Source organism: Mesorhizobium sp. WSM4807 (genome assembly GCF_055811615.1).
Genome location: NZ_JBVVQY010000004.1, coordinates 200064 through 218524 on the forward strand (window position 1 = coordinate 200064; position 18461 = coordinate 218524).

Consider the following 18461-nt stretch of genomic DNA (forward strand, 5'->3'; position numbering starts at 1 on the left):
TAGACGGATCAGCACATGAAGCCCCGCACGCGCCACGCCCTCGAGTTCGTCCTCGACAACCTCGTCTGGTTCATGCTGGTCTTCGTGCTGGTGGTCTTCTCCATCTCCATTCCGAACTATTTCCAGCTCGGCATCTTCGCCAACATCATAGAGGCGTCGAGCGTGCTTGGCGTCATGTCGATCGGCCTGGCGCTGGTCATCATCACCGGCCACATGGACCTGTCCGTCGAATCCGTGGCGGCGCTCGGCGCCATGGCGGTCGGCATCCTGTTCTGCTCGGCGGGTATCGGCCTTGGCGTCCAATTGCATCCGGAATGGCTGATGGTTCCGGTTTCGCTGTTTATTGCCCTTGCTGTCGGCGGCATCATCGGCGTCATAAACGGCTACCTGGTCGTCAAGGTGAAGATGAGTGCGTTCATCATCACGCTGGCGTCCTACATCTGGGTGCGCGGCCTCGTGCTGGTTATTTCCGGCGGCCGCTCCGCACAGGATCTTGCGCCGGCGATCCGCTGGTTCGGCATCCAGCGCGTTCTTGGCCTGCCGCTCACCGCCTGGATCGCCATTTCGTGTTTCGTGGTTTTCTCGCTGATCATGGCCAAGACACCCTTCGGCAGGCATCTCGTCATGATCGGCGGCAACGAGACTGCAACCTTCCGCGCCGGCATCCGCGTGAGCCGCAACCTCGTCATTGCCTTCGTGCTTGCCGGGGCTATCGCCGGCCTTGCCGGCTGGCTGCTGGCGATCCGCACCTCCGGCGCCACTGCCAATCTCGGCGTCGGCCTGCTGTTCAACGCCTTCGCCGCCGTCGTCATCGGCGGTGTCAGCCTGAAGGGCGGCGTCGGCACCCTGCCCGGCGTCTATGCCGGCGTGCTTTTGCTGTCGGCCATCAACACGGCGATCAACCTCATGGGCCTTCCGGCCAACTTCACCCAGGTGATCCACGGCCTGCTGGTGCTTGCCGCCGTGCTGCTCGACGCTTTCAAGCAAACCATTCGCCAGAGGCTGGCATGACCGGGCGGCTCAAAGACAGGATCGCGCTGATCGTCGGCAGTGCGCGCGGCATCGGCAAGGGCATCGCACAGCGCTTTGCCGAAGAGGGCGCGAAACTGGTCCTGGCCGATACCGAGGTCGAGGCCGGGCAAGCGGCCGCGGATGAACTCGGCGCTGCCTTCATCCGCACCGACATCTCGCAGATGGCCGATGCGGAGGCCGCCGTTGCGCTGGCGCTCGACCATCACGGCCGTCTCGAAATCATGGTCCAGAATGCCGGCATCTATCCGTGGCAGTTGCTGGAAAACACCAGTCCGGAGGACTGGGACCGTGTCATGGCGGTCAATTTGCGCGGCAGCTTCAATGCCGCCCGGGCCGCGCTCGTTCCGATGAAGGCGCAGCACTTTGGCCGCATGCTGTTCACCTCCTCCATCACCGGCCCGCACGTCACCAGCCCTGGTCACGGCCACTATTCGGCGACCAAGGCCGGCATCAACGGCCTGATCCGTTCGGCCGCTCTCGAATTCTCTGCCTATGGCATCACCGTCAACGGCGTCGAACCCGGCAATATCCTCACCGAAGCAATCCAGCTGCATCGCGGCGCCGCCTATATAAAGAACATGGAGGACTCCATACCGCTCGGCCGCCTCGGCAGCCCGCGCGACGTGGCCAATGCTTTCCTGTTCCTGGCCTCCGACGACGCCAGCTACATCACCGGCACGACCATCATCGTCGACGGCGGGCAGCTGCTGCCCGAAGGCAAGGATTTCCGGCTGCTTCCGCCATGATCCTCGATTTCGGCGCCGGTTTTTTCCCGCATCAGGCAACAGCGGCCGATCATGGAGCACTGATGGTTCGTCTCAAGACCGGCGACGCGGGCAAGGATGATAGCCAAAGCGGCTTGGCTTGGCGTCGGAAGTAGCAGGTTGAGGCCTGGCCTGATGTGCCGCGGCGCCGAGGAAACAAGGCGCAAGTCGCGTCGATAAAACTCGATTCGCTACCAATACTTCAACATCGGTTTACCCGAAGTTGGTAATAGCAACGACGCTCGTTTTCATGATCTAGCAAAGGTCCTACCTTGCCGCAGCATTACAACTCTCCTTTCGGCCACCGGAGCGATTGCAACTGGGGATTGCATCACTGCAAACTCCTGACGTTCGCCGCGATCGCCGATGGGAAGCCTGGCCTTGCCACGGTCTGGAAAGATGGTGGCCAGGACTGCGGTGCCGGGAGCCTGGCTTGAGCGTCATTCGCGCCCTGGAAGGTGCCGATCTTCCGGCAGTCGCAGGCATGTTTCAACGCGTGCTGCGCAAAGAGCGGACCGAAGCGACGCCAGCGCTCATCGACTATATGAGACGGTTTTATCTGGAGGCGCCGGGTTGCGGAGGCGATCTGCGGTCGCTTGTCCACGTCAACGACGCCGGCCGCGTCTCCGGATTTGTCGGCGTTCACGCATTGCCGATGCAGTTCAACGGCCGGCAATTACGAGCCGCCATCTGCAGCTCGCTGATGGTCGAGGATCATGAGCGCGACCCGATGGCCGGCGCTCGCCTGTTGAAAGCTTACCTGGACGGTCCGCAGGATATCTCCTTCAGCGAGACGGCCAATGACATCTCCGCAAGGTTGTGGACACGGCTGCGCGGCGTGGTCCTGCCGCAATACAGTCTTGACTGGGTACGCGTGATGCGGCCGTCGAGCTTTGTGCTCGGCCTTTCCGCCAGTCGCATGAAGTTTGCCCGAATGCTCAATCCGTTTGCGCATGCCCTCGACCGATTGTATTGCAGGCGAATGAAGTCCAGCGAACGACGCTGGTCCGGCGTGGCGGCGGACGGGGCAGGCCATGGCGCCTTTCGGACATCCCAAATCGACAGCGACGCATTTGCCAGGCTCGTCGAACCGTTGACCGCCCAGTTCGCCCTGCGCCCGAAGTGGGCGGACAGCCAGCTCCATCATATGCTGACCGATGCGGCACAAAAGCCGGAGCTGGGCGAGCTTGTCTACGTTTCCGTAGCATCGCCAGTCGGCAGCAATGTCGGCGCATTCGCCTATCACGCGCGGGCGGGTGAAATCGGTCGCGTGCTGCAGATCCTCGCCCTCCCCGGCCAGGCGGGTTCCGTCATCGACTGCCTGATCGATCATGCCGCCGCGCGCGGCGTCAGCGGCCTGCGCGGACGCATTCAACCCGCACTTCTGGAAGCAATGCTTGGGCGACGGATAGCTTTCCTGACTGTTGCCTCGACCGTGGTGCATTCACGCGATCCAGAGGTTTTGGATGCCATGAAGAACTCGCAAGCTTTCCTGAACGGGCTTGCGGGCGAGCAGTGGAGCCGGCTGATCGGCGGCGGCTTCACCTGAAGCATTCAGCCGTGCGGGAGCGAAGTTATGGCTGATCGTTGGAGGCCTTTGCCTTCGCTCAGTGGGAACGTCGCTAAGGGCGGCGCAAGGCGGTGGCTGACGATCTCCCGGCCCTGACTGTCAGGAGTTTCTTGACTATGCCAAAGGCGGTCACGAATGCCCTGCGATATGTTCGACAAGGCGAGGTGCTTCCTCGGCGATCACCAAGATGATGCCTGACTTGCGTGTGGAGGCGAAGTCCAGCCCTGCGAAGTAAAGGCCCGGCAGGGCGGCCACGCCATCCGCGTGAACAGGCTGTCCCGCGCTGTCGAGCGCACCGGGAAGCCTCATCCAACTGAAATCGCCCTTAAAGCCCGTGCACCACACCACGCTCGTTACGCCGGAGCGGGAGAGATCGAGCGAACCGATCGTCGGGTTCGGCTGACGCATCGCGACCGTCTCCGCCGGGTCGGGCTCCGCAACGGGTGCATCGATCCCCATGCGGCTGATATAGTCGTCGACATGGCGTCTGACATTTTCGGAGGCTTCATCCGCAAAGCGGACATTCGCTTCGAGATCGTCGGCAAACGAGAGGCTGCCGCCATCCTCGATGCCGGTGAGACGCCCAAGCAGCACGACACCTCGGGCGCTCAGCGCCTGAAGGCTTATCGTATGCGTCGACCCGAGCACACCACGCGGCGGGATGCGTCCCGCAAGTCGAATGACTTCCTCCCGGCGCACGTCGAGAAACCCGCTTTCGAGCAGCCAGACCATGATGTCGCGACCCCGGTAGCGCCGTGGAAGCCGTCCGACACGACTGGTCGCAAGGAAGACCGTTCGACCCGCGTCCGCCAATTCCTCCGCGATCTGAGCACCCGATTGGCCGCTTCCGACCACCAGCACCGCTCCATCGGGCAGATCGGCAGCGCCGCGGTAGCCGGAAGCGTCGATCTGGCGGAGAGCGGGCGACAACGCGGCGGCCCAGACCGGGCGCACCGGACAATTCAGGCTGCCGCTTGCGACAATCACATTGCGCGCCCAAAGCGTGCCGTGTGAGGTGGTCAGCCGATAGGCGCCATTCTCGTGCGTGAGTTCGCTTACCGCAGTATCCGGTTCGATCGGCAGCGCGTTGCGCCCGGCGAAATCCTCAAGGAGGGTGACGAACTGATCGCGCGTCAGGGCACCATCCGGATCCGGACCGTCATAGCAATCGCCCGGCATCACGGTCTGCACGTTGGGAGTATTCATCCGAAATAAATCCCATCGCTGTGTGCGCCAGGTCTCTCCTACGCGGCCCCGCTCCAATACGCTGTGGCGCAGGCCCCGTCGCGCCAGCCAATAGCTGACACCCAGGCCGGCCCAGCCGGCCCCGATGACGACAGCATCGAGAACATCGCCGCCATCGGTCATTTGCTGCGGTGATCTCATAATCGCCCCCGGCAATCTCGCCGCGCAGCATTAAGCCTTGTCCACGGCAACGAGTCCAGCACCGCCGATTTCCGTCCGACTGGCCGAGCGCATTCCGCTTCGCCAGCCTCTCGCCAGAGCGCAAGGCGAACCCGAGTGGGGCGGAACATCGGTCACCCTGAAGCGCTCGCCGTGGCGAGGCTGGAGGGCCAGCTCAGGTACTGACTTCCTCGACTTCATCGACAAGTTGCGGACGCAGGTGCAGATAGCGCGTCGCCTTGCGCTTGGCGGCGATGTCGGTCCAGACGCGTTCAACTTGCGAGGCAGTTAGTCCCGCCGCCTGCCCCACCACTTCGGCGGCCACGCCGTTGTTGAGGCCGCAAAGGCAAAGATCCATGCGGTCATAGGGAAGCGAGAAGTAGAATTCCTCCTGCGTCTGCGCCAGCGAATAGGTATCGGTGGTCGGCGGCCGGTTACGGATTTCCTCGGGAACGCCGAGATAGGCCGCCAGCGCATAGACCTGCGTCTTATAGAGGTGGGCTATCGGCTTGACGTCCGCCGCGCCGTCACCATTCTTGACGAAGAAGCCCTGATCGTATTCCAGCCGGTTGGGCGTTCCAAGAACGGCGAAGTTCAGGCGATCGGCATGAAAATATTCGATCTGCTTGCGGGTGCGCTGCTTGATGTTGGTGGCGGCGACGATACCGAGATAGACCGGGAGCGGCATTCTTATTTTGGTCTGCTTGCCCTTGGGGTCCTGCACCACCAGCGACGAAATATTGTAGCCCTCGCCTTCGAGGGCGTTCGCAATCACGATCTTCGAGGCCCAGCCTTCGCCGTATTCCGGGACCAGTTCGCGGATGAAAGCGTCGCGACGCTGGTAGCAGCCCATCGCACGCAGGGCCGGCCCGATATCCTCTGCGATAGCCTCAACACCGAAAGTGTCGGCGACAAGCCGGCCGAGCCGCAGACTTTCCGGATCGGAATCGTTTTCCGGCATGAAGAGGCAAAGTACATTCTGGTGGCCGACGGCGCGCGCGGCCAAGGCGACCGAAACGCTGGAATCGATCCCGCCGGAAAGACCGAGCACGAGCCCGCGCTTGCGGATGCCGCGCAACTGAATGCGCAAGGCCGTCACGATCCTGTCCGTTTCGACGGCGGGGTCGATCGCCAGAGCCTGCGCCAGAAAGGTCTGCGCGTCATTGCTGGGGCGAACAGTCATTGCGCGGCCTCCATCATCTCTGCCGCGAGCCGACGGCTGACCTTGCCCGTATCCGTCTTTGGCAATTCCAAGCGGAACTCGATGACCTTGGGGACCATGAAATCCTCGAGATGACGTGCGCAGTGGCGCATGACATCTTTTTCGCTGAGCGTCGGGTCCGAGCGTACGACGAATGCGCCGATCGCATGCCCGAGCACCGGATCCGGCACGCCGACGACAACGGCTTCCGCGACGCCGGGATGGGCGTGAAGCACGGCTTCCACTTCCTTCGGGGCCACTTTCTCTCCCCGCGTCTTTATGATGTCGTCCTTGCGGCCGACGAAATAAAGAAAGCCGTCCTCATCGGTCCTGAACAGGTCACCGGTGTAGAGAACCTTTTCCCACGGGTTCGGGCCCGGTCGCAGCGCTCGTTCCGTCGCAGCTTCGTTTCGCCAATAACCCTGCATGACGTGCGGTCCGCGAATGACCAGTTCACCCGCCACACCTGGCGGCACTCTCTGCCCGTGGTCGTCGACGACAAAGGCTTCGGTGTTCGGGATGGCTATGCCGACCGACCCCGGCCGGCGATCGAGCTCCTCGGGCGGCAGGTAGGTGCAGCGCTTGCATTCCGTCAGGCCATACATCGAATAGAGCCTGATACCGGGAAAAAGGAACCGCAGACGTTCTATATGAGCCGGCGGCAAGGCAGCCGCCGTGTTGGAAATATAACGAACACTGGGCAGGAAGCCCGGCGTCAGGTCACGCATCTGCAGGATCATCGCTGCCATCGTGGGCACAAGCGGAAAACCGGTGGCGCCTTCCTCGCGGATACGCTCAAAGATCGCTTGAGGAAAGGCGAAGGACTTCTCGAGCACGAGCGTGGCGCCGAGCCTGACGGCCATCAGCAACTGATAGAGGCCATAGTCGAAAGAGAGTGGAAGAACATTCAGAATGATGTCATCGGGCGTGTTACGCAGATATGTGGTTATGGAGTCCGCTGCCGCGTCGAAATTGCGGTGCGTCATCATCACGCCCTTGGGCCGGCCCGTTGAGCCTGAGGTGTAGACGAGCATGGCCAGATCGACGTCGATGCCGCGGTGGTCTATCTCTCCGGCTTCGAGCGCCAGACAGTCCGCCAGGGACGTCGCCCCAGCCGGGCATTGGCTATCGGCGCCCACAGTCGAAGCCACGAAGATGCCGGTGTTGCCGCCGCACGCTTCAGCGACCACGGGCATCAGTTTTGCTTGCGTGAGGATCGCCGCAGCGTCGCAATCGGCAATGATGTAGGCAAGCTTGTCGGCCTTGGTGGATGGGTTGACCGGGATGAAGGTCGCCCCTGCCTTGAGGACGGCGAAAATCGAAACCGCGGCCTCCCAGCAATTGTCCATGAAAACGAGGACACGGTCATCGCGCCTGACGCCGTTCAAGAAAAGGGCAGCGGCAAGACGGCTCGAAAGATCGTCCAGTTCTTCGTAGCACAGCCTTTTATGCGTGGTGATCAATGCCGTTTTGGCGGGATGGGCAGCGGCCTTTGCGGCCAGAAAATGTTCGATCCGCACGGACGCTCCTCGCCGATCGCGCCTAGACTACCGGCGTTCCCGCTTTCGCCTTGATGAAGGACGAAATACGGTCAAGCGAATCCAGGTTGGCCGGCACAATGTCGGAATCGACCATCACAATACCGAAATTGTCCTCTATGAAGGCCACGAGTTCCACCACCGCCGTCGAGTCGATGATGTCGTTCTCGATCAGCGAGGCTGTATCTGCAAGTTCGTACGACGTGTCGCCGAACAAGAAGTTGTCAACGATAAAGGCTCTGACCTTGTCCTTGATTGTTATCATCATTTTTTCCTTCCCTGGATTTCTCAGGCCGCTCGTGCTGCGCTGACTTCTTGGCTGGTGAAATTCTTCTGCCACAGTTGGGTCGATAGGATGCCGACGAAGGCCGCGTTGTCGCGGAACCCGGACGCCGGCTGCGTGCGGCATTTCTCATGAAGGTTCGCCACCGCCTTGGCGTTGAACAGTCCGCCGGCAGCGATGCTCGCTTCACTCAGCAAGTCGCGGACATAGTCCAGTTCTCCGGCTCCAACGAAGGAGCTGGCGTCCGGGGCTCGGTAAGGCTGTTTGGTGCGCTCCCGGATCGCGCTGGGAAGCAGGTGCTTGGCTGCCTTGCGCAGTATGTGCTTTTCGACCAATCCCTTCAGCTTCATTTCCGGCGGAAGTCTGCCTGCGAACTCCACCAAACGAGGATCGAGGAAAGGGAAACGTCCTTCGATACCATGCGCCATGGCCATCCGATCGCCTTGGCTGGACAGGATATAGCCCGGCAGAAGGAAGCGGGTTTCGAGATATTGCGCCTGATGCAGCGGGTGCCACAGGGAAAATGCCTGGGGCAACCGGCTGACCAGTTCCTCGGCCGCGTCATAGCCCTTCAACGTCGCACGCAGGTCGCCGGAAAAGAAAATCTTTGCCGCCGCCGTGGTCTTGAAGCGCGGCCGATGCGAGAACAGCGGATCGTCGAGCGCAGTGTTGCCGGCGCCGAAGAACGCAGCCAGGTACTCCACGGACTGCTGCTGCAGACCCGGCAGATAGGGATAAAGCCTGCGGAACAGCTGCGGCCTCATGCGCGATGCCGGCTGCCGTCCGCAGAACCGCCGAACACGCGCTTCCCTAAAGACATCGTACCCAGCGAAGACCTCGTCGGCTCCCTCGCCAGTCAGCACCACTTTCAAGCCGGCCTGGCGAACGAGGCCGGACAATTGATAGAGGGGTGCCGGTGCGGTGCGGATTATCGGCCGCTCGGCAAAGCGGATGACTTCGGGGAAGACGCCGGCGATATCGCCGGGATGGCAGGCAATGGTTCGATGCTGGGCGCCAAGTGCTGAAGCCATCTCGGTCTGGAAGGCGCTTTCGTCGTGCTCGGCGCTGTCGAACGTCACGGAAAATGTCTGCAGTTTGAGAGGGGTCATGCCGGCGGCAAGCGCCGAGACAAGGGATGAATCGAGCCCGCCCGAAAGATAAGAACCGACCGGCACGTCGGCACGCATGCGAAGCCTCACCGCATCGGTCAAAAGGGCCTGCAGTTCCTCGGCCGCATCGTCCTCGTTCGTGACCTTAGACGGCGTATCCCGATGCGGATAGTCGAGGTGCCAATATCGTTTGACCGTGACTTGCCCCGGTGTCGCGATCATCACGCTTGCCGGCTCCAGCTCGTGGATGTTCCGGAAAGCCGTACGGGGAGCGATCGGCGCCCACAGCGTAAAAATCTGGTCGAGTGCTATCGGATCGATCTCGGCCGAGACGCCGGGGACCTTCAGCAGGGCTTTGATCTCCGACGCGAAGTAAAGCACGCCGTCCTTGCTCGTGTAGAACAGCGGCCGGACACCCATCCGGTCTCGTGCAAGCACCATACGCCGACGCCTGTTATCCCATATCGCGAAGGCGAAATCGCCGTTCAGAAGCGACAGGCAGTCTTCGCCCATCTCATCATACAGCTGCAGGATGACCTCGGTGTCGCTCGACGTACGGAAGCGCCGGCCCTTGGCTATCAGCCCTTCGCGCAGTTCCAGGTAGTTGAAAATCTCGCCGTTGAACGCAATCGTCAAATCGCCTGACACGTCGGACATCGGCTGCTGGCCATCACCGATCCCGATCACGGACAGCCGCGCATGCCCGAGCCCGGCGTCGGGTGCTACAAATTTCCCTTGCTCATCCGGCCCGCGATGGGCGATCGCAGCTATCATGCGCGTAAGCAAAGCTTCCGCATCCCGGATCGAACCGAAATAGCCCCCGAATCCGCACATTACCTACGACTCATGTATCAGCGATGTACGAAACATAACCTCAATAGTTGCCTCAAGCGTTAACCGGATAATTTCGGCTAACACATGGTTAACAATAATTAAACAACAATGATACTTTTTAGTTCTATTATCTTGTCCAGATAGAGAAGTATATTTCAACGCTAAACGCAACTTTTGTTCGAGCAACGGTGGCGCAGTCGTGTTGCCGCCCATGTCCGGCTCAGTGGGGCCGTCACAGATCGCTTGTTCGCTCGATGGATTTTGCAATCCCGAGCCGCCCCGCTCTAACCCGAGAAACGTGCGGAAACCAAAAAGGCCTCAGTCTGCCCGAAGTCAGCGAGCGCGTGTCGCTCTGCTCACGTGCAACCTTGAAAGCGCTGATAGTCGAATGAACTGGCGAGATGTCCCGGAGGGAACCGAGGGGCATTTCCGCCGGCTCAACTGGAACCCGGAGGGGTCATTCGGGGATCCCAGTGCGGCCTAACGCCGTCCGGCCCCTGATCTGTTCCGCGTTTAGAGCCCGCAACAACCCTGAGATCGTGTTTGGTAGCCGGTCCCCGTGATACCATTCGGCGGCATGGCCTGTGGTCTATCGCGTTGACCGACTGGGCGCGCCGCCTAGCTTCTAGGCACCGTTGACAGATGGCGTGACATTAGGAACGACGCCAAGACGCTGGGCGATCTGCGGCATTACAACCGCAGGTCGCATTTTTCCAAATAGAGCCGCAAACATGTTGGGATGGCGGATAAAACAACTGACAGTTTTCACTGTGCTGGCCGTTGGGCTGGGCACTTCTTACTCGACTGCGTTCGATTTGGATGCGGTCGAGCGTCTCAGGTCCAAGCCAACATGCGCAGACTGCGACCTATCGGGCGCCAGCATGACGGGGAGGTATCTGCCCGGCGCGATCCTGACCAATGCGAACCTAACGGGCGCCGACCTTAAGGAAGCAAACATGAATGGTGCGGACCTTAGCGGTGCGAATCTTTCCGGCGCGGAACTATCTGGCGCCAGCCTGAATTACGCGAATTTGTCAGGCGCGAATCTGTCGAATGCGAACCTGTCGAAGGCGAGCCTTTCTGGCGCAAACCTGTCAAATGCGAGCCTGTCAGGGGCGGTCTTGACTGGCGCAAGCCTAAGGGGCGCGCGCCTTGCGCAAGCGCGGCTGTCGGGCGCAAACCTGGAGGGAGCAAACTTGCATTTGGTGCTAAACTTAGACGCGGCGCTGCTTGTGGACGCGAAACTTTGCAACACAACAATGCCAGACGGCCTCATAGATAACAGAGGCTGCTAGTCCCGGCATTTGATGGAGAGGGGATGCCGTTTTGAATTGCCTCCGAGTTCAATGAACCCGGAAGTTCGTCTTCTGGGCGGAAGTTATTGATTTTATGGTGGGCGATGACGGGCTCGAACCGCCGACATCTTCGGTGTAAACGAAGCGCTCTACCAACTGAGCTAATCGCCCGCTCCGGGCCGGACCTTTAAGCAGTTAGGACGGGGTTCGCAAGGCCAAATGAGCGCACAACGCCCTCGCCGCTGGTCGTTTTCGGCAACAAAATTCGGCTTGTCAAAAAACCTTCTCCTGTTTGCTGTTATGCTGTCGCGCTCCGCTTGACACCCGGTGGCTTACGCCTTATCCACCGCCCCAACGACGAACACGGCTGACCGTGCTCGTCTTGCGCGGGTGTAGCTCAGTTGGTTAGAGTGCCGGCCTGTCACGCCGGAGGTCGCGGGTTCGAGCCCCGTCACTCGCGCCATTTTCAATCACTTAGCTGATTGGAAATGAAAAAACTCTGAATGCCGGACCGGCAATTCAGAAATTTGGGTCGCCCTGGGCACCCGATAAATTCTAGCGCTTGGTCTGATTTTCAGAAACCTGTTCGATTTGGCTCATCACCGCTTGCGGATCGACGTTCTGAGCTAGCTGGGGCAGTTCGTCATCTGCCGGCGTCGGTACCTTCAAACGCTCCGTCAGGGCGGTTTCGATCAGTCGTGTGGTTTCATGCTCGTTGAGCAGGCGAGGCGCCGGGTTTTCCCGACAAACTTGCCAACGAGACCAGCCATTTCCGAATTCCTTTCCCGAATTTTCGTCCAGGAACGCGCAAGACTTGCAGTGATTTATTCACCCGTTTCGTCGGCACCTCCGTGGAAGAAGGATCGGATTTCCTCCCTGTCGACGCTGTCATCGCCGTTCTCGTCGACGGCGTTGAATATCCGCCCGATGAAATCCTGCACCTCGGTTTGAGAAAGCGCACCATCGCCGTCGGCGTCCACTATGGCGAACATCATTCGCATCCGTGCGCCATGCATCATCCCGCCTCCCATTCGGCGCCCGTCATGCGGACCTCTTCGGAAATCGCGATGCCAACGATCGCCACCTCGTCGTTCTGCTCGGGGGCGGCGATGCTCCTGCATTCTCTCCTCGAGCATCTCAGTCATCATCTCACGCATCATATTGCGCATGGAGTCTTCGGTTGGCCCGCTCGGCGCTGGCTCTGAGCCACGATCTGGCGCAGGTGCGGCGGGCGCAGGTGAGCTCGTCTGGGATAGTGCCGGCGAGGCCAGCATAGCCAACGCCGCGGCAAGTGCTGTGGTCTTGCTTGCTAATGTCATCGTATTCTCCTTGGAGAATGGTGGACCGAACGTGTCGGCATCCAAGCCAAACCCGCTGCTCCCCCGCATGGTTCCTGGCGACTTGGTAGATGATCGCTGTGTGCCGGTTCATCCTTCGCGCAGTCCCTACAGCGACATAGAGCAGTGATTAGCTTTGACAGCGGGCCAGAGGCCATTTTCCGACCGGGGCCTGTCACGCTGGAGGTCGCGGATGGCCTTGGTTCCTTAATACAAAAAGTTTCGACTTTCGGATTCCTGAGAGTTTCAACTTTTTGTATTTGTTGCGTTCCAAGCCTGTCATATGCGTTTGAGCATTGGATTTTCCCGAACCCGGTTCCCACATTGGGTCCGATGCTCTAACGGAGAAGAAGCCTTGGACGCCCTGAAATCGCTCATCGAATCGCGCCATTTCGACCTCACGATCATGGTCCTGATCCTGATCAACGCCGTCACGCTCGGCCTCGAAACCTCGCCCGATGCGATTGCTGTTTTTGGTCCGCTTCTAACGGCCATCGACCGCGCGATCCTCGGCGTCTTCGTGCTCGAACTCGCGATCCGGGTGGTCGTCTACAGAACGCATTTCTTCCGCGATCCATGGCGCATCTTCGACCTCTTGGTCGTCGGTTTCGCGCTTATCCCCGCGACCGGTTCGCTCTCCGTGTTAAGGGCGCTGCGCATCCTGCGGGTCCTGCGCCTGATCAGCATCGTTCCGTCGCTGCGCCGTGTCGTCACCGGCTTCATCACCGCCTTGCCCGGCATGGGCTCGATCATGCTGTTGCTCGGGCTGGTGTTCTACGTCTTTGCGGTGATGGCGACGAAGCTCTACGGCTCGTCCTTTCCCGAACTGTTCGGCGGCATACCGGAATCGCTCTTCACGCTTTTCCAGGTTATGACTCTCGAAGGCTGGTCGGACGGCGTGGTGCGTCCGGTCATGGAGGTCTATCCGACCGCCTGGCTGTTCTTCATCCCATTCATCATCGCGACCTCGTTCACCGTGCTCAATCTGTTCATCGGCGTGATTGTTTCGGCGATGGAGGCCGAGCATGAGGCCGTAGAATCGGCCGACAGGGCAACGCTGCACAGCGATCAGGCCATCATCCTCGCGGAGTTACGGGCGCTGCGGGCAGAGGTCCGCGAATTGTCTGGCGTTCACGGCTAGATCGCCTCCGCGAGCATTGCAAAACACAGCCATTCCTATCCGTCGGCGGCTTGTGATGGTGTGGTGCCGTGAAAGACCCCGCCGCTCCATTTGCGAAGCGGCGGGGCCCCCCAATCACCCCCCCTTGCCAGGTCAAGATTGCCCCCCGGCATCGCTGACCGTGCAATTGCGGCGCCAGACCCAGTGACCCATTACGGGACACCTCTGCCAATGACGCAAGATGGGTTTTCCGATTTACATTAACTGTGACTAATATGTCACCGTGGTCGGAACGGACTAAAGTCGAGAGCGCCGGCGAGGCTGCGCGGCCTCACCCCTTGGCGGGCAATGCCTCGACCTCCTGCAGCGTCGGCATCGACGGCGCCGTGCCGGGCCGGGTGACCGAGATGCCGGCGACGGCGCAGGCGAAGCGGACCGCTTGCAGCGGCTCCACCCCTCTCGCAAGTGCTGCGGCCAGGCCGCCATTGAAGGCGTCGCCTGCTCCGGTGGTCTCGACCACAGGGCCGGCATTGATCGCGCCGACATGGTCGGAGCGGCTGGCCGTGTGCAACAGCGCGCCATTTTCACCGAGCGTCACGATAACGGCGCCGACGCCCTTCTGGAGCAGACCGTCGGCGGCGCGGCGGGCGTCGTCGATGGAGGACACCTTGATGCCGGTCAGTTCCTCTGCCTCGGTCTCATTGGGCGTGACATAGTCGCAGAGCGTGTAGATGCGCTCGGGCAGGCTTGCCGCGGGCGCCGGATTGAGGATGGTCGTCACCCCTGCCCCGCGCGCGATCTCCAGCGCCCGCAGCGCCGCCTCGATCGGCTGTTCGAGCTGGGTGACGAAGACGCCGGCCGAGCGGATCAGGCCGGCGTTAGCCTCGATGTCGTCGGGCGAAATCAGCATGGCCGCACCCGGGCTGACGATGATGGCGTTGTTGCCGGTCGTCTCCTCGACGAAGATATAAGCCGCACCCGTGTAGCTTTCCGGCGTGTCGATGACGGCGCTCTTCACGTCGGCCTGCGCCCAGGTTTGCCTGGCCATGTCGGCAAAGGGATCGACGCCGAGGCGCGTCAGGAAGGTGATGTCGGCACCGAGACGGCCGGCCGCAACCGCCTGGTTGGAGCCCTTGCCGCCCGGGCCAAGCGTGAAGGATGTGCCAAGGAGCGTCTCGCCCATGCGCGGCTGGCGCGCGGCGCGGTAAGCGGTGTCGGCGACGAAGACCCCCAATATGACGACAGGCTTGCCTGGCATCCTGCTACTCCGCATCCGGCGGCACGACGCCCTTGCGGAAGGCGAAACAGCCATAGAAGCGGCGCTCGCCGGTCTGGATGACGCAATAGGCTTTCTTGGCACGTTCGTAGAAGGCGTAGCGCTCGACCGGGATCATCGGCCAGCCCTTGCCCTCCGCCGCGTCGATCTCTCTTTGCACTTCCGTCTGCACTGCGGGAATCTCGTCCGGCTTGCCGACGATCTCCATGCGGGCGGCCGCGTCGTCGACGAAATTGTCCAGCGGATAGAGCGACAGCACCGCCTTGACCACGTCCGCGGCCGGCGCATCGATACGCAGCAGCCGGCCGAGCACGGTCTGGCGCGCCACCGAATCGGAGGGGAAGTTGGTGTCGGCGATGATCAAATCGTCGCCATGGCCCATCGCACGCAGCGCCTGGAGCACGTCGGCATTGAGCAGCGGATTGATCCCTTTGAGCATAGTTCCCTCCCGAACGGGCTTTTTTTGATGCGAAGCCTGGCGCATGATCCCGAAAAGTGTTCGCGGTTTTCGGATAAGATCATGCGCAAATTCAAAGTGTTAAAGACGACGGCCGGTCTCTGAGTCGAAGAGATGGACCTGGTCGAGCCGGGGTTTCAGATGCAGCGTGTCGCCCGGCTTGAAATCGTGGCGCTCACGGAACAGCGCCACCATCTCGCCCTCGCCGAAGCGCAAGAAGACCAGCGTTTCGGAACCGGTCGGCTCGACGACGGAAATCTTCGCCGGCACGCCGTCGGGGTGGATTTCGAGATGCTCGGGCCGTACGCCGTAGACCACCTTGCGCCCATCCTCCACGGCGCTGTTCGCAGCAATTGGAAACGGCGTCCCGGCGATCTCGACGACAGGCTTGTCGCCCTTGCGCACCACGCCCTTGAGCAGGTTCATCGACGGCGAGCCGATGAAGCCGGCGACGAACAGATTGGCCGGCCGGTCGAACAGTTCCAGCGGCGCGCCGACCTGCTCGATGCGGCCGTCGCGCATCACCACGATCTTGTCGGCCATGGTCATGGCCTCGATCTGGTCGTGCGTGACATAGATGGTGGTGGTCTTCAGCCGCTGGTGCAGTTCCTTGATCTCGGTGCGCATCTGGACGCGCAGCTTTGCGTCGAGGTTAGACAGTGGCTCGTCGAACAGGAACACCTGCGGGTTGCGCACGATGGCGCGGCCCATGGCGACGCGCTGGCGCTGGCCGCCCGAGAGCTGGCGCGGATAGCGCTTGAGATAGGGATTGAGGTCGAGGATATCGGCGGCGCGCTTGACCCGCTCGGCGACATCAGCCGGATCGGTCTTCCGCAGCTTCAGCGCAAAGGCCATGTTCTGCTCGACCGTCTTGTGCGGATAGAGCGCGTAGTTCTGGAACACCATGGCGATGTCGCGCTTGGCCGGCGGCAGATGATTGACGACACGATCGCCGATGGCGATCGTGCCGCCGGAAACGGTCTCCAGCCCGGCCACCATCCTGAGCAGCGTGGACTTGCCGCACCCCGAAGGGCCAACCAGCACCACGAACTGCCCGTCGGCGATGTCGACGCTGACATCGTGCAGGACCTTGACGGTTCCGAACGCCTTGGCCACATTGCTGATCGCGACTTGAGCCATCGGCCCCCCTTTCGTTGCGGTGAAGCTAAACAACGCAAACGGCTAGGGCAAGTCAGTCTTTTATAGATAAAAAACCCCATCCTCGTTGACACGGCACTTGGTTGTGAGAATAGTGAAAGGGCTCGGGTTTTGACCCTGTTCCGGGCGCGCCGGCACACTAGTTCGGACTACGGAAATCGAAGTGTCGCGGGAGGAAAAATTGGGCCCTATTTCCAGGAGTCGCTGTTGTTGGGGAACACGTCCAGCGCTCCATACACCCGAAACAATCACCATTTAGATTCTGGGAGGAACGAAATGAAAGTCAGCCTTTACAACCAGTTTATGCGCGCGGGAGCCACTCGCCGCGATGTCCTCAAGGGCGCGGCCAGCATGGCCGCGATCGCAGCGGTATCCGGCGCCGGGCTTGGTGCACTGACGCGCCCTGCTTCCGCCGCAGGTGAGCTGCGCGCGCAGATCCTGCAGATCCCCGGTGTCGGTAAGGGCCAGCCGACCGATGCCGACTTCCAACAGGTCGGCGAGCTCTGCCTGGAGGCGACCAAGGCCAGCGTCAAGGAAGGCGAATTCGCCGGCGTCCAGCTCACCTTCATGGGGCTCAACAACCAGAACCTGCACAATGTGCTGTTTCGCGGCTTCTTGAAGCCGTGGGAGACCTATACCGGCGCCAAGATCAACTGGATCGACCTGGCGCAGGCGGACTACAACGCCCGGCTGCAGCAGTCGATTGCCACCGGCACCGTCGATTTCGACATCATCGAGATGGGCGCGCCGTTCGAAGGCGACGTCTGCGGCAAGGGTCTCACTTCCGAAATGCCGGACTGGGTCAAGGACCAGATCGACATGAAGGACGTCGTGGCCTATCTGCAGCCACCGGTCGGCACCTGGGACGGCAAGCAATACCGCGTGACCGTCGACGGCGACGCGCACAACTTCAACTACCGCACCGACGTGTTTGCCGATGCCGACCTCGCCAAGGCGTGGCAGGAAGGCGGCGGCGGGGGCGAATGGGGCGTGCCGAAGACCTGGCAGCAGGTGCAGGCGGTGACCAAGTTCCTCAAGGGCAAGCAGTTCCAGGGCCAGGATGTCTTCGGCTATCTCGACGCGCCCAAGGCGTGGGGCGGCTTCGGCTTCTACTTCCTCGGCAGCCGCGCCAGCGCCTATGCCAAGCATCCTGACGACAAGGCTTGGCTGTTCGATGCCGATACGATGAAGCCGCGCATCAACAATCCGGCCTGGGTGCGGGCGATCCAGGACGTGATCGACGCACTGCCTTCCGAGCCCGCCGACCAGATCAACGCCGACCCGAATACCACCGCCTTCCAGCAATTCCTGGCCGGCACCGGTTCGATGGTCACCTGGTGGGGCGACGTCGGCTCCAACGTCAAGACCAACGACAGTTCGGTCGTAGGCGACGTCACCGGCTTCTCGATCCTGCCAGGCTCGGACGACGTCTATAATTCCAAGACCGGCCAGTGGGACAAGCTGGCCAGCGGCCCGAACCATGCGCCGAACTGCGCCTATCTCGGCTGGGGCGTCTACGTCATGGCCCGGGTCGACAGCGACGAAAAGAAGAAGAAGGCGGCATGGTCGGCCGCGGCCCATCTCGGCGGCAAGGACCTGTCTCTCTGGTGCGCGGCATATCCGTCCGGATTCCAGCCCTACCGCAACTCCCATTTCGACATTCCGGAATGGGTGGCGGCCGGTTACGACGAGGCTTTCATCACCTCGTATCTGAAGTCGGAGGCCGACAGCTACAACCATCCGAACGCCGCGATCGAGCCGCGCATCCCCGGCATCTTCCAATATTACAGTGCCGCCGAGGACATCCTGGCCAACACATTTGCCGGCAAGATGACGGCGCAGGAAGGCGCCGACGCCATTGCGGCCGCCTGGGAGAAGCTGACCGACCAGATCGGCCGCGAAAACCAGATCAAGCTCTACAAGGCCTCGCTTGGCATGTAGGCTGAGATTCTAGGAACCGTGGGGCGGGGCCCCCCACACCCCCCCCCCCCCCCCCAACCCCCCCCCCGGCGAAAAAAAACAGAGTGAAACGGCCACCAACGCGGGAGACCACACAGTTGGCCCCAAAACGAGGGCCGCCGAC

Annotated in this window: 16 protein-coding genes and 2 tRNA genes; 8 read left to right on the forward strand and 10 right to left on the reverse strand. The window is 61.5% G+C overall.

From position 1 onward, the window contains the following. Nucleotides 1-15: 15 nt before the first annotated feature. From AC0L3N_RS07065 to AC0L3N_RS07080, 4 genes are all read left to right on the forward strand, one after another. Nucleotides 16-1011: an ABC transporter permease gene (locus tag AC0L3N_RS07065; protein ID WP_473546623.1), complete on the forward strand. Its 996-nt coding sequence runs from the start codon at nucleotides 16-18 to the stop codon at nucleotides 1009-1011. Further along, nucleotides 1008-1778 (forward strand): SDR family oxidoreductase, encoded by a 771-nt coding sequence (locus AC0L3N_RS07070; RefSeq protein WP_473546625.1) that lies wholly within the window; start codon nucleotides 1008-1010, stop codon nucleotides 1776-1778. Before AC0L3N_RS07065 ends, AC0L3N_RS07070 begins: the two co-directional genes overlap by 4 nt. Further along, nucleotides 1775-1912, forward strand: a complete 138-nt coding sequence (locus AC0L3N_RS07075; protein WP_473546627.1) for a hypothetical protein — start codon at nucleotides 1775-1777, stop codon at nucleotides 1910-1912. The genes AC0L3N_RS07070 and AC0L3N_RS07075 overlap by 4 nt, the downstream gene beginning before the upstream one ends. Nucleotides 1913-2229: 317 nt before the next feature. Continuing rightward, nucleotides 2230-3345 carry a hypothetical protein gene (locus AC0L3N_RS07080; protein WP_473546629.1) on the forward strand — a complete coding sequence of 372 codons (1116 nt, stop codon included), beginning with the start codon at nucleotides 2230-2232 and terminating at the stop codon, nucleotides 3343-3345. 150 nt (nucleotides 3346-3495) lie between these two features. On the opposite strand, the gene AC0L3N_RS07085 is transcribed toward AC0L3N_RS07080, so the two are convergent. From AC0L3N_RS07085 to asnB, 5 genes are all read right to left on the reverse strand, one after another. Continuing rightward, nucleotides 3496-4734, reverse strand: coding sequence for a flavin-containing monooxygenase (locus tag AC0L3N_RS07085; protein ID WP_473546631.1), 1239 nt, complete (start codon nucleotides 4732-4734; stop codon nucleotides 3496-3498). A gap of 211 nt (nucleotides 4735-4945) precedes the next feature. Then, the gene (gene nadE / locus AC0L3N_RS07090) at nucleotides 4946-5953 is read right to left on the reverse strand and encodes an NAD(+) synthase (protein WP_473546633.1); all 1008 of its coding nucleotides are present in this window, start codon (nucleotides 5951-5953) and stop codon (nucleotides 4946-4948) included. Continuing rightward, the gene (locus AC0L3N_RS07095) at nucleotides 5950-7491 is read right to left on the reverse strand and encodes a class I adenylate-forming enzyme family protein (RefSeq protein WP_473546635.1); all 1542 of its coding nucleotides are present in this window, start codon (nucleotides 7489-7491) and stop codon (nucleotides 5950-5952) included. Before AC0L3N_RS07095 ends, nadE begins: the two co-directional genes overlap by 4 nt. A gap of 22 nt (nucleotides 7492-7513) precedes the next feature. After that, complete coding sequence (locus AC0L3N_RS07100) at nucleotides 7514-7777, reverse strand: acyl carrier protein (protein WP_123150041.1); 264 nt, start codon at nucleotides 7775-7777, stop codon at nucleotides 7514-7516. Nucleotides 7778-7797: 20 nt separating this feature from the next. Beyond that, nucleotides 7798-9735 (reverse strand): asparagine synthase (glutamine-hydrolyzing), encoded by a 1938-nt coding sequence (gene asnB / locus AC0L3N_RS07105; protein ID WP_473546637.1) that lies wholly within the window; start codon nucleotides 9733-9735, stop codon nucleotides 7798-7800. 647 nt (nucleotides 9736-10382) lie between these two features. Between asnB and AC0L3N_RS07110 the strand changes: the two genes are divergently transcribed. Then, nucleotides 10383-11030 (forward strand): pentapeptide repeat-containing protein, encoded by a 648-nt coding sequence (locus AC0L3N_RS07110; protein ID WP_473546639.1) that lies wholly within the window; start codon nucleotides 10383-10385, stop codon nucleotides 11028-11030. A gap of 95 nt (nucleotides 11031-11125) precedes the next feature. Here AC0L3N_RS07110 and AC0L3N_RS07115 read toward each other — a convergent pair. Next, nucleotides 11126-11201: transfer RNA gene (locus AC0L3N_RS07115), tRNA-Val, on the reverse strand. 215 nt (nucleotides 11202-11416) lie between these two features. Between AC0L3N_RS07115 and AC0L3N_RS07120 the strand changes: the two genes are divergently transcribed. Continuing rightward, a tRNA-Asp gene (locus AC0L3N_RS07120) sits at nucleotides 11417-11493 on the forward strand. A gap of 361 nt (nucleotides 11494-11854) precedes the next feature. Here AC0L3N_RS07120 and AC0L3N_RS07125 read toward each other — a convergent pair. Next, the gene (locus AC0L3N_RS07125) at nucleotides 11855-12394 is read right to left on the reverse strand and encodes an EF-hand domain-containing protein (protein ID WP_473546641.1); all 540 of its coding nucleotides are present in this window, start codon (nucleotides 12392-12394) and stop codon (nucleotides 11855-11857) included. Between the two features lie 328 nt (nucleotides 12395-12722). On the opposite strand from AC0L3N_RS07125, the gene AC0L3N_RS07130 reads away from it, so the two are divergent. Then, complete coding sequence (locus AC0L3N_RS07130) at nucleotides 12723-13508, forward strand: ion transporter (RefSeq protein WP_473546643.1); 786 nt, start codon at nucleotides 12723-12725, stop codon at nucleotides 13506-13508. A 310-nt stretch (nucleotides 13509-13818) separates the two neighbouring features. Here AC0L3N_RS07130 and rbsK read toward each other — a convergent pair whose 3' ends face one another. The 3 genes from rbsK to AC0L3N_RS07145 all read right to left on the reverse strand — a co-directional run bounded on the left by rbsK (nucleotide 13819) and on the right by AC0L3N_RS07145 (nucleotide 16360). Then, the gene (rbsK, locus tag AC0L3N_RS07135) at nucleotides 13819-14745 is read right to left on the reverse strand and encodes a ribokinase (protein ID WP_473546645.1); all 927 of its coding nucleotides are present in this window, start codon (nucleotides 14743-14745) and stop codon (nucleotides 13819-13821) included. A gap of 4 nt (nucleotides 14746-14749) precedes the next feature. Continuing rightward, nucleotides 14750-15202: an RbsD/FucU family protein gene (locus tag AC0L3N_RS07140; protein WP_473488889.1), complete on the reverse strand. Its 453-nt coding sequence runs from the start codon at nucleotides 15200-15202 to the stop codon at nucleotides 14750-14752. 99 nt (nucleotides 15203-15301) lie between these two features. Further along, nucleotides 15302-16360, reverse strand: coding sequence for an ABC transporter ATP-binding protein (locus AC0L3N_RS07145; RefSeq protein WP_123150056.1), 1059 nt, complete (start codon nucleotides 16358-16360; stop codon nucleotides 15302-15304). A 294-nt stretch (nucleotides 16361-16654) separates the two neighbouring features. On the opposite strand from AC0L3N_RS07145, the gene AC0L3N_RS07150 reads away from it, so the two are divergent. Continuing rightward, nucleotides 16655-18319 (forward strand): ABC transporter substrate-binding protein, encoded by a 1665-nt coding sequence (locus tag AC0L3N_RS07150; RefSeq protein WP_473546647.1) that lies wholly within the window; start codon nucleotides 16655-16657, stop codon nucleotides 18317-18319. Nucleotides 18320-18461: the final 142 nt, after the last annotated feature.

Excerpts from the sequence above, each read along its gene's own strand:
- AC0L3N_RS07065 (WP_473546623.1), top strand. The coding sequence starts at position 16 with ATGAAGCCCCGCACGCGCCACGCCCTCGAGTTCGTCCTCGACAACCTC.
- AC0L3N_RS07070 (WP_473546625.1), top strand. The coding sequence starts at position 1,008 with ATGACCGGGCGGCTCAAAGACAGGATCGCGCTGATCGTCGGCAGTGCG.
- AC0L3N_RS07075 (WP_473546627.1), top strand. The coding sequence starts at position 1,775 with ATGATCCTCGATTTCGGCGCCGGTTTTTTCCCGCATCAGGCAACAGCG.
- AC0L3N_RS07085 (WP_473546631.1), bottom strand. The coding sequence starts at position 4,734 with ATGACCGATGGCGGCGATGTTCTCGATGCTGTCGTCATCGGGGCCGGC.
- nadE (WP_473546633.1), bottom strand. The coding sequence starts at position 5,953 with ATGACTGTTCGCCCCAGCAATGACGCGCAGACCTTTCTGGCGCAGGCT.
- AC0L3N_RS07100 (WP_123150041.1), bottom strand. The coding sequence starts at position 7,777 with ATGATGATAACAATCAAGGACAAGGTCAGAGCCTTTATCGTTGACAAC.
- asnB (WP_473546637.1), bottom strand. The coding sequence starts at position 9,735 with ATGTGCGGATTCGGGGGCTATTTCGGTTCGATCCGGGATGCGGAAGCT.
- rbsK (WP_473546645.1), bottom strand. The coding sequence starts at position 14,745 with ATGCCAGGCAAGCCTGTCGTCATATTGGGGGTCTTCGTCGCCGACACC.
- AC0L3N_RS07140 (WP_473488889.1), bottom strand. The coding sequence starts at position 15,202 with ATGCTCAAAGGGATCAATCCGCTGCTCAATGCCGACGTGCTCCAGGCG.
- AC0L3N_RS07145 (WP_123150056.1), bottom strand. The coding sequence starts at position 16,360 with ATGGCTCAAGTCGCGATCAGCAATGTGGCCAAGGCGTTCGGAACCGTC.
- AC0L3N_RS07150 (WP_473546647.1), top strand. The coding sequence starts at position 16,655 with ATGAAAGTCAGCCTTTACAACCAGTTTATGCGCGCGGGAGCCACTCGC.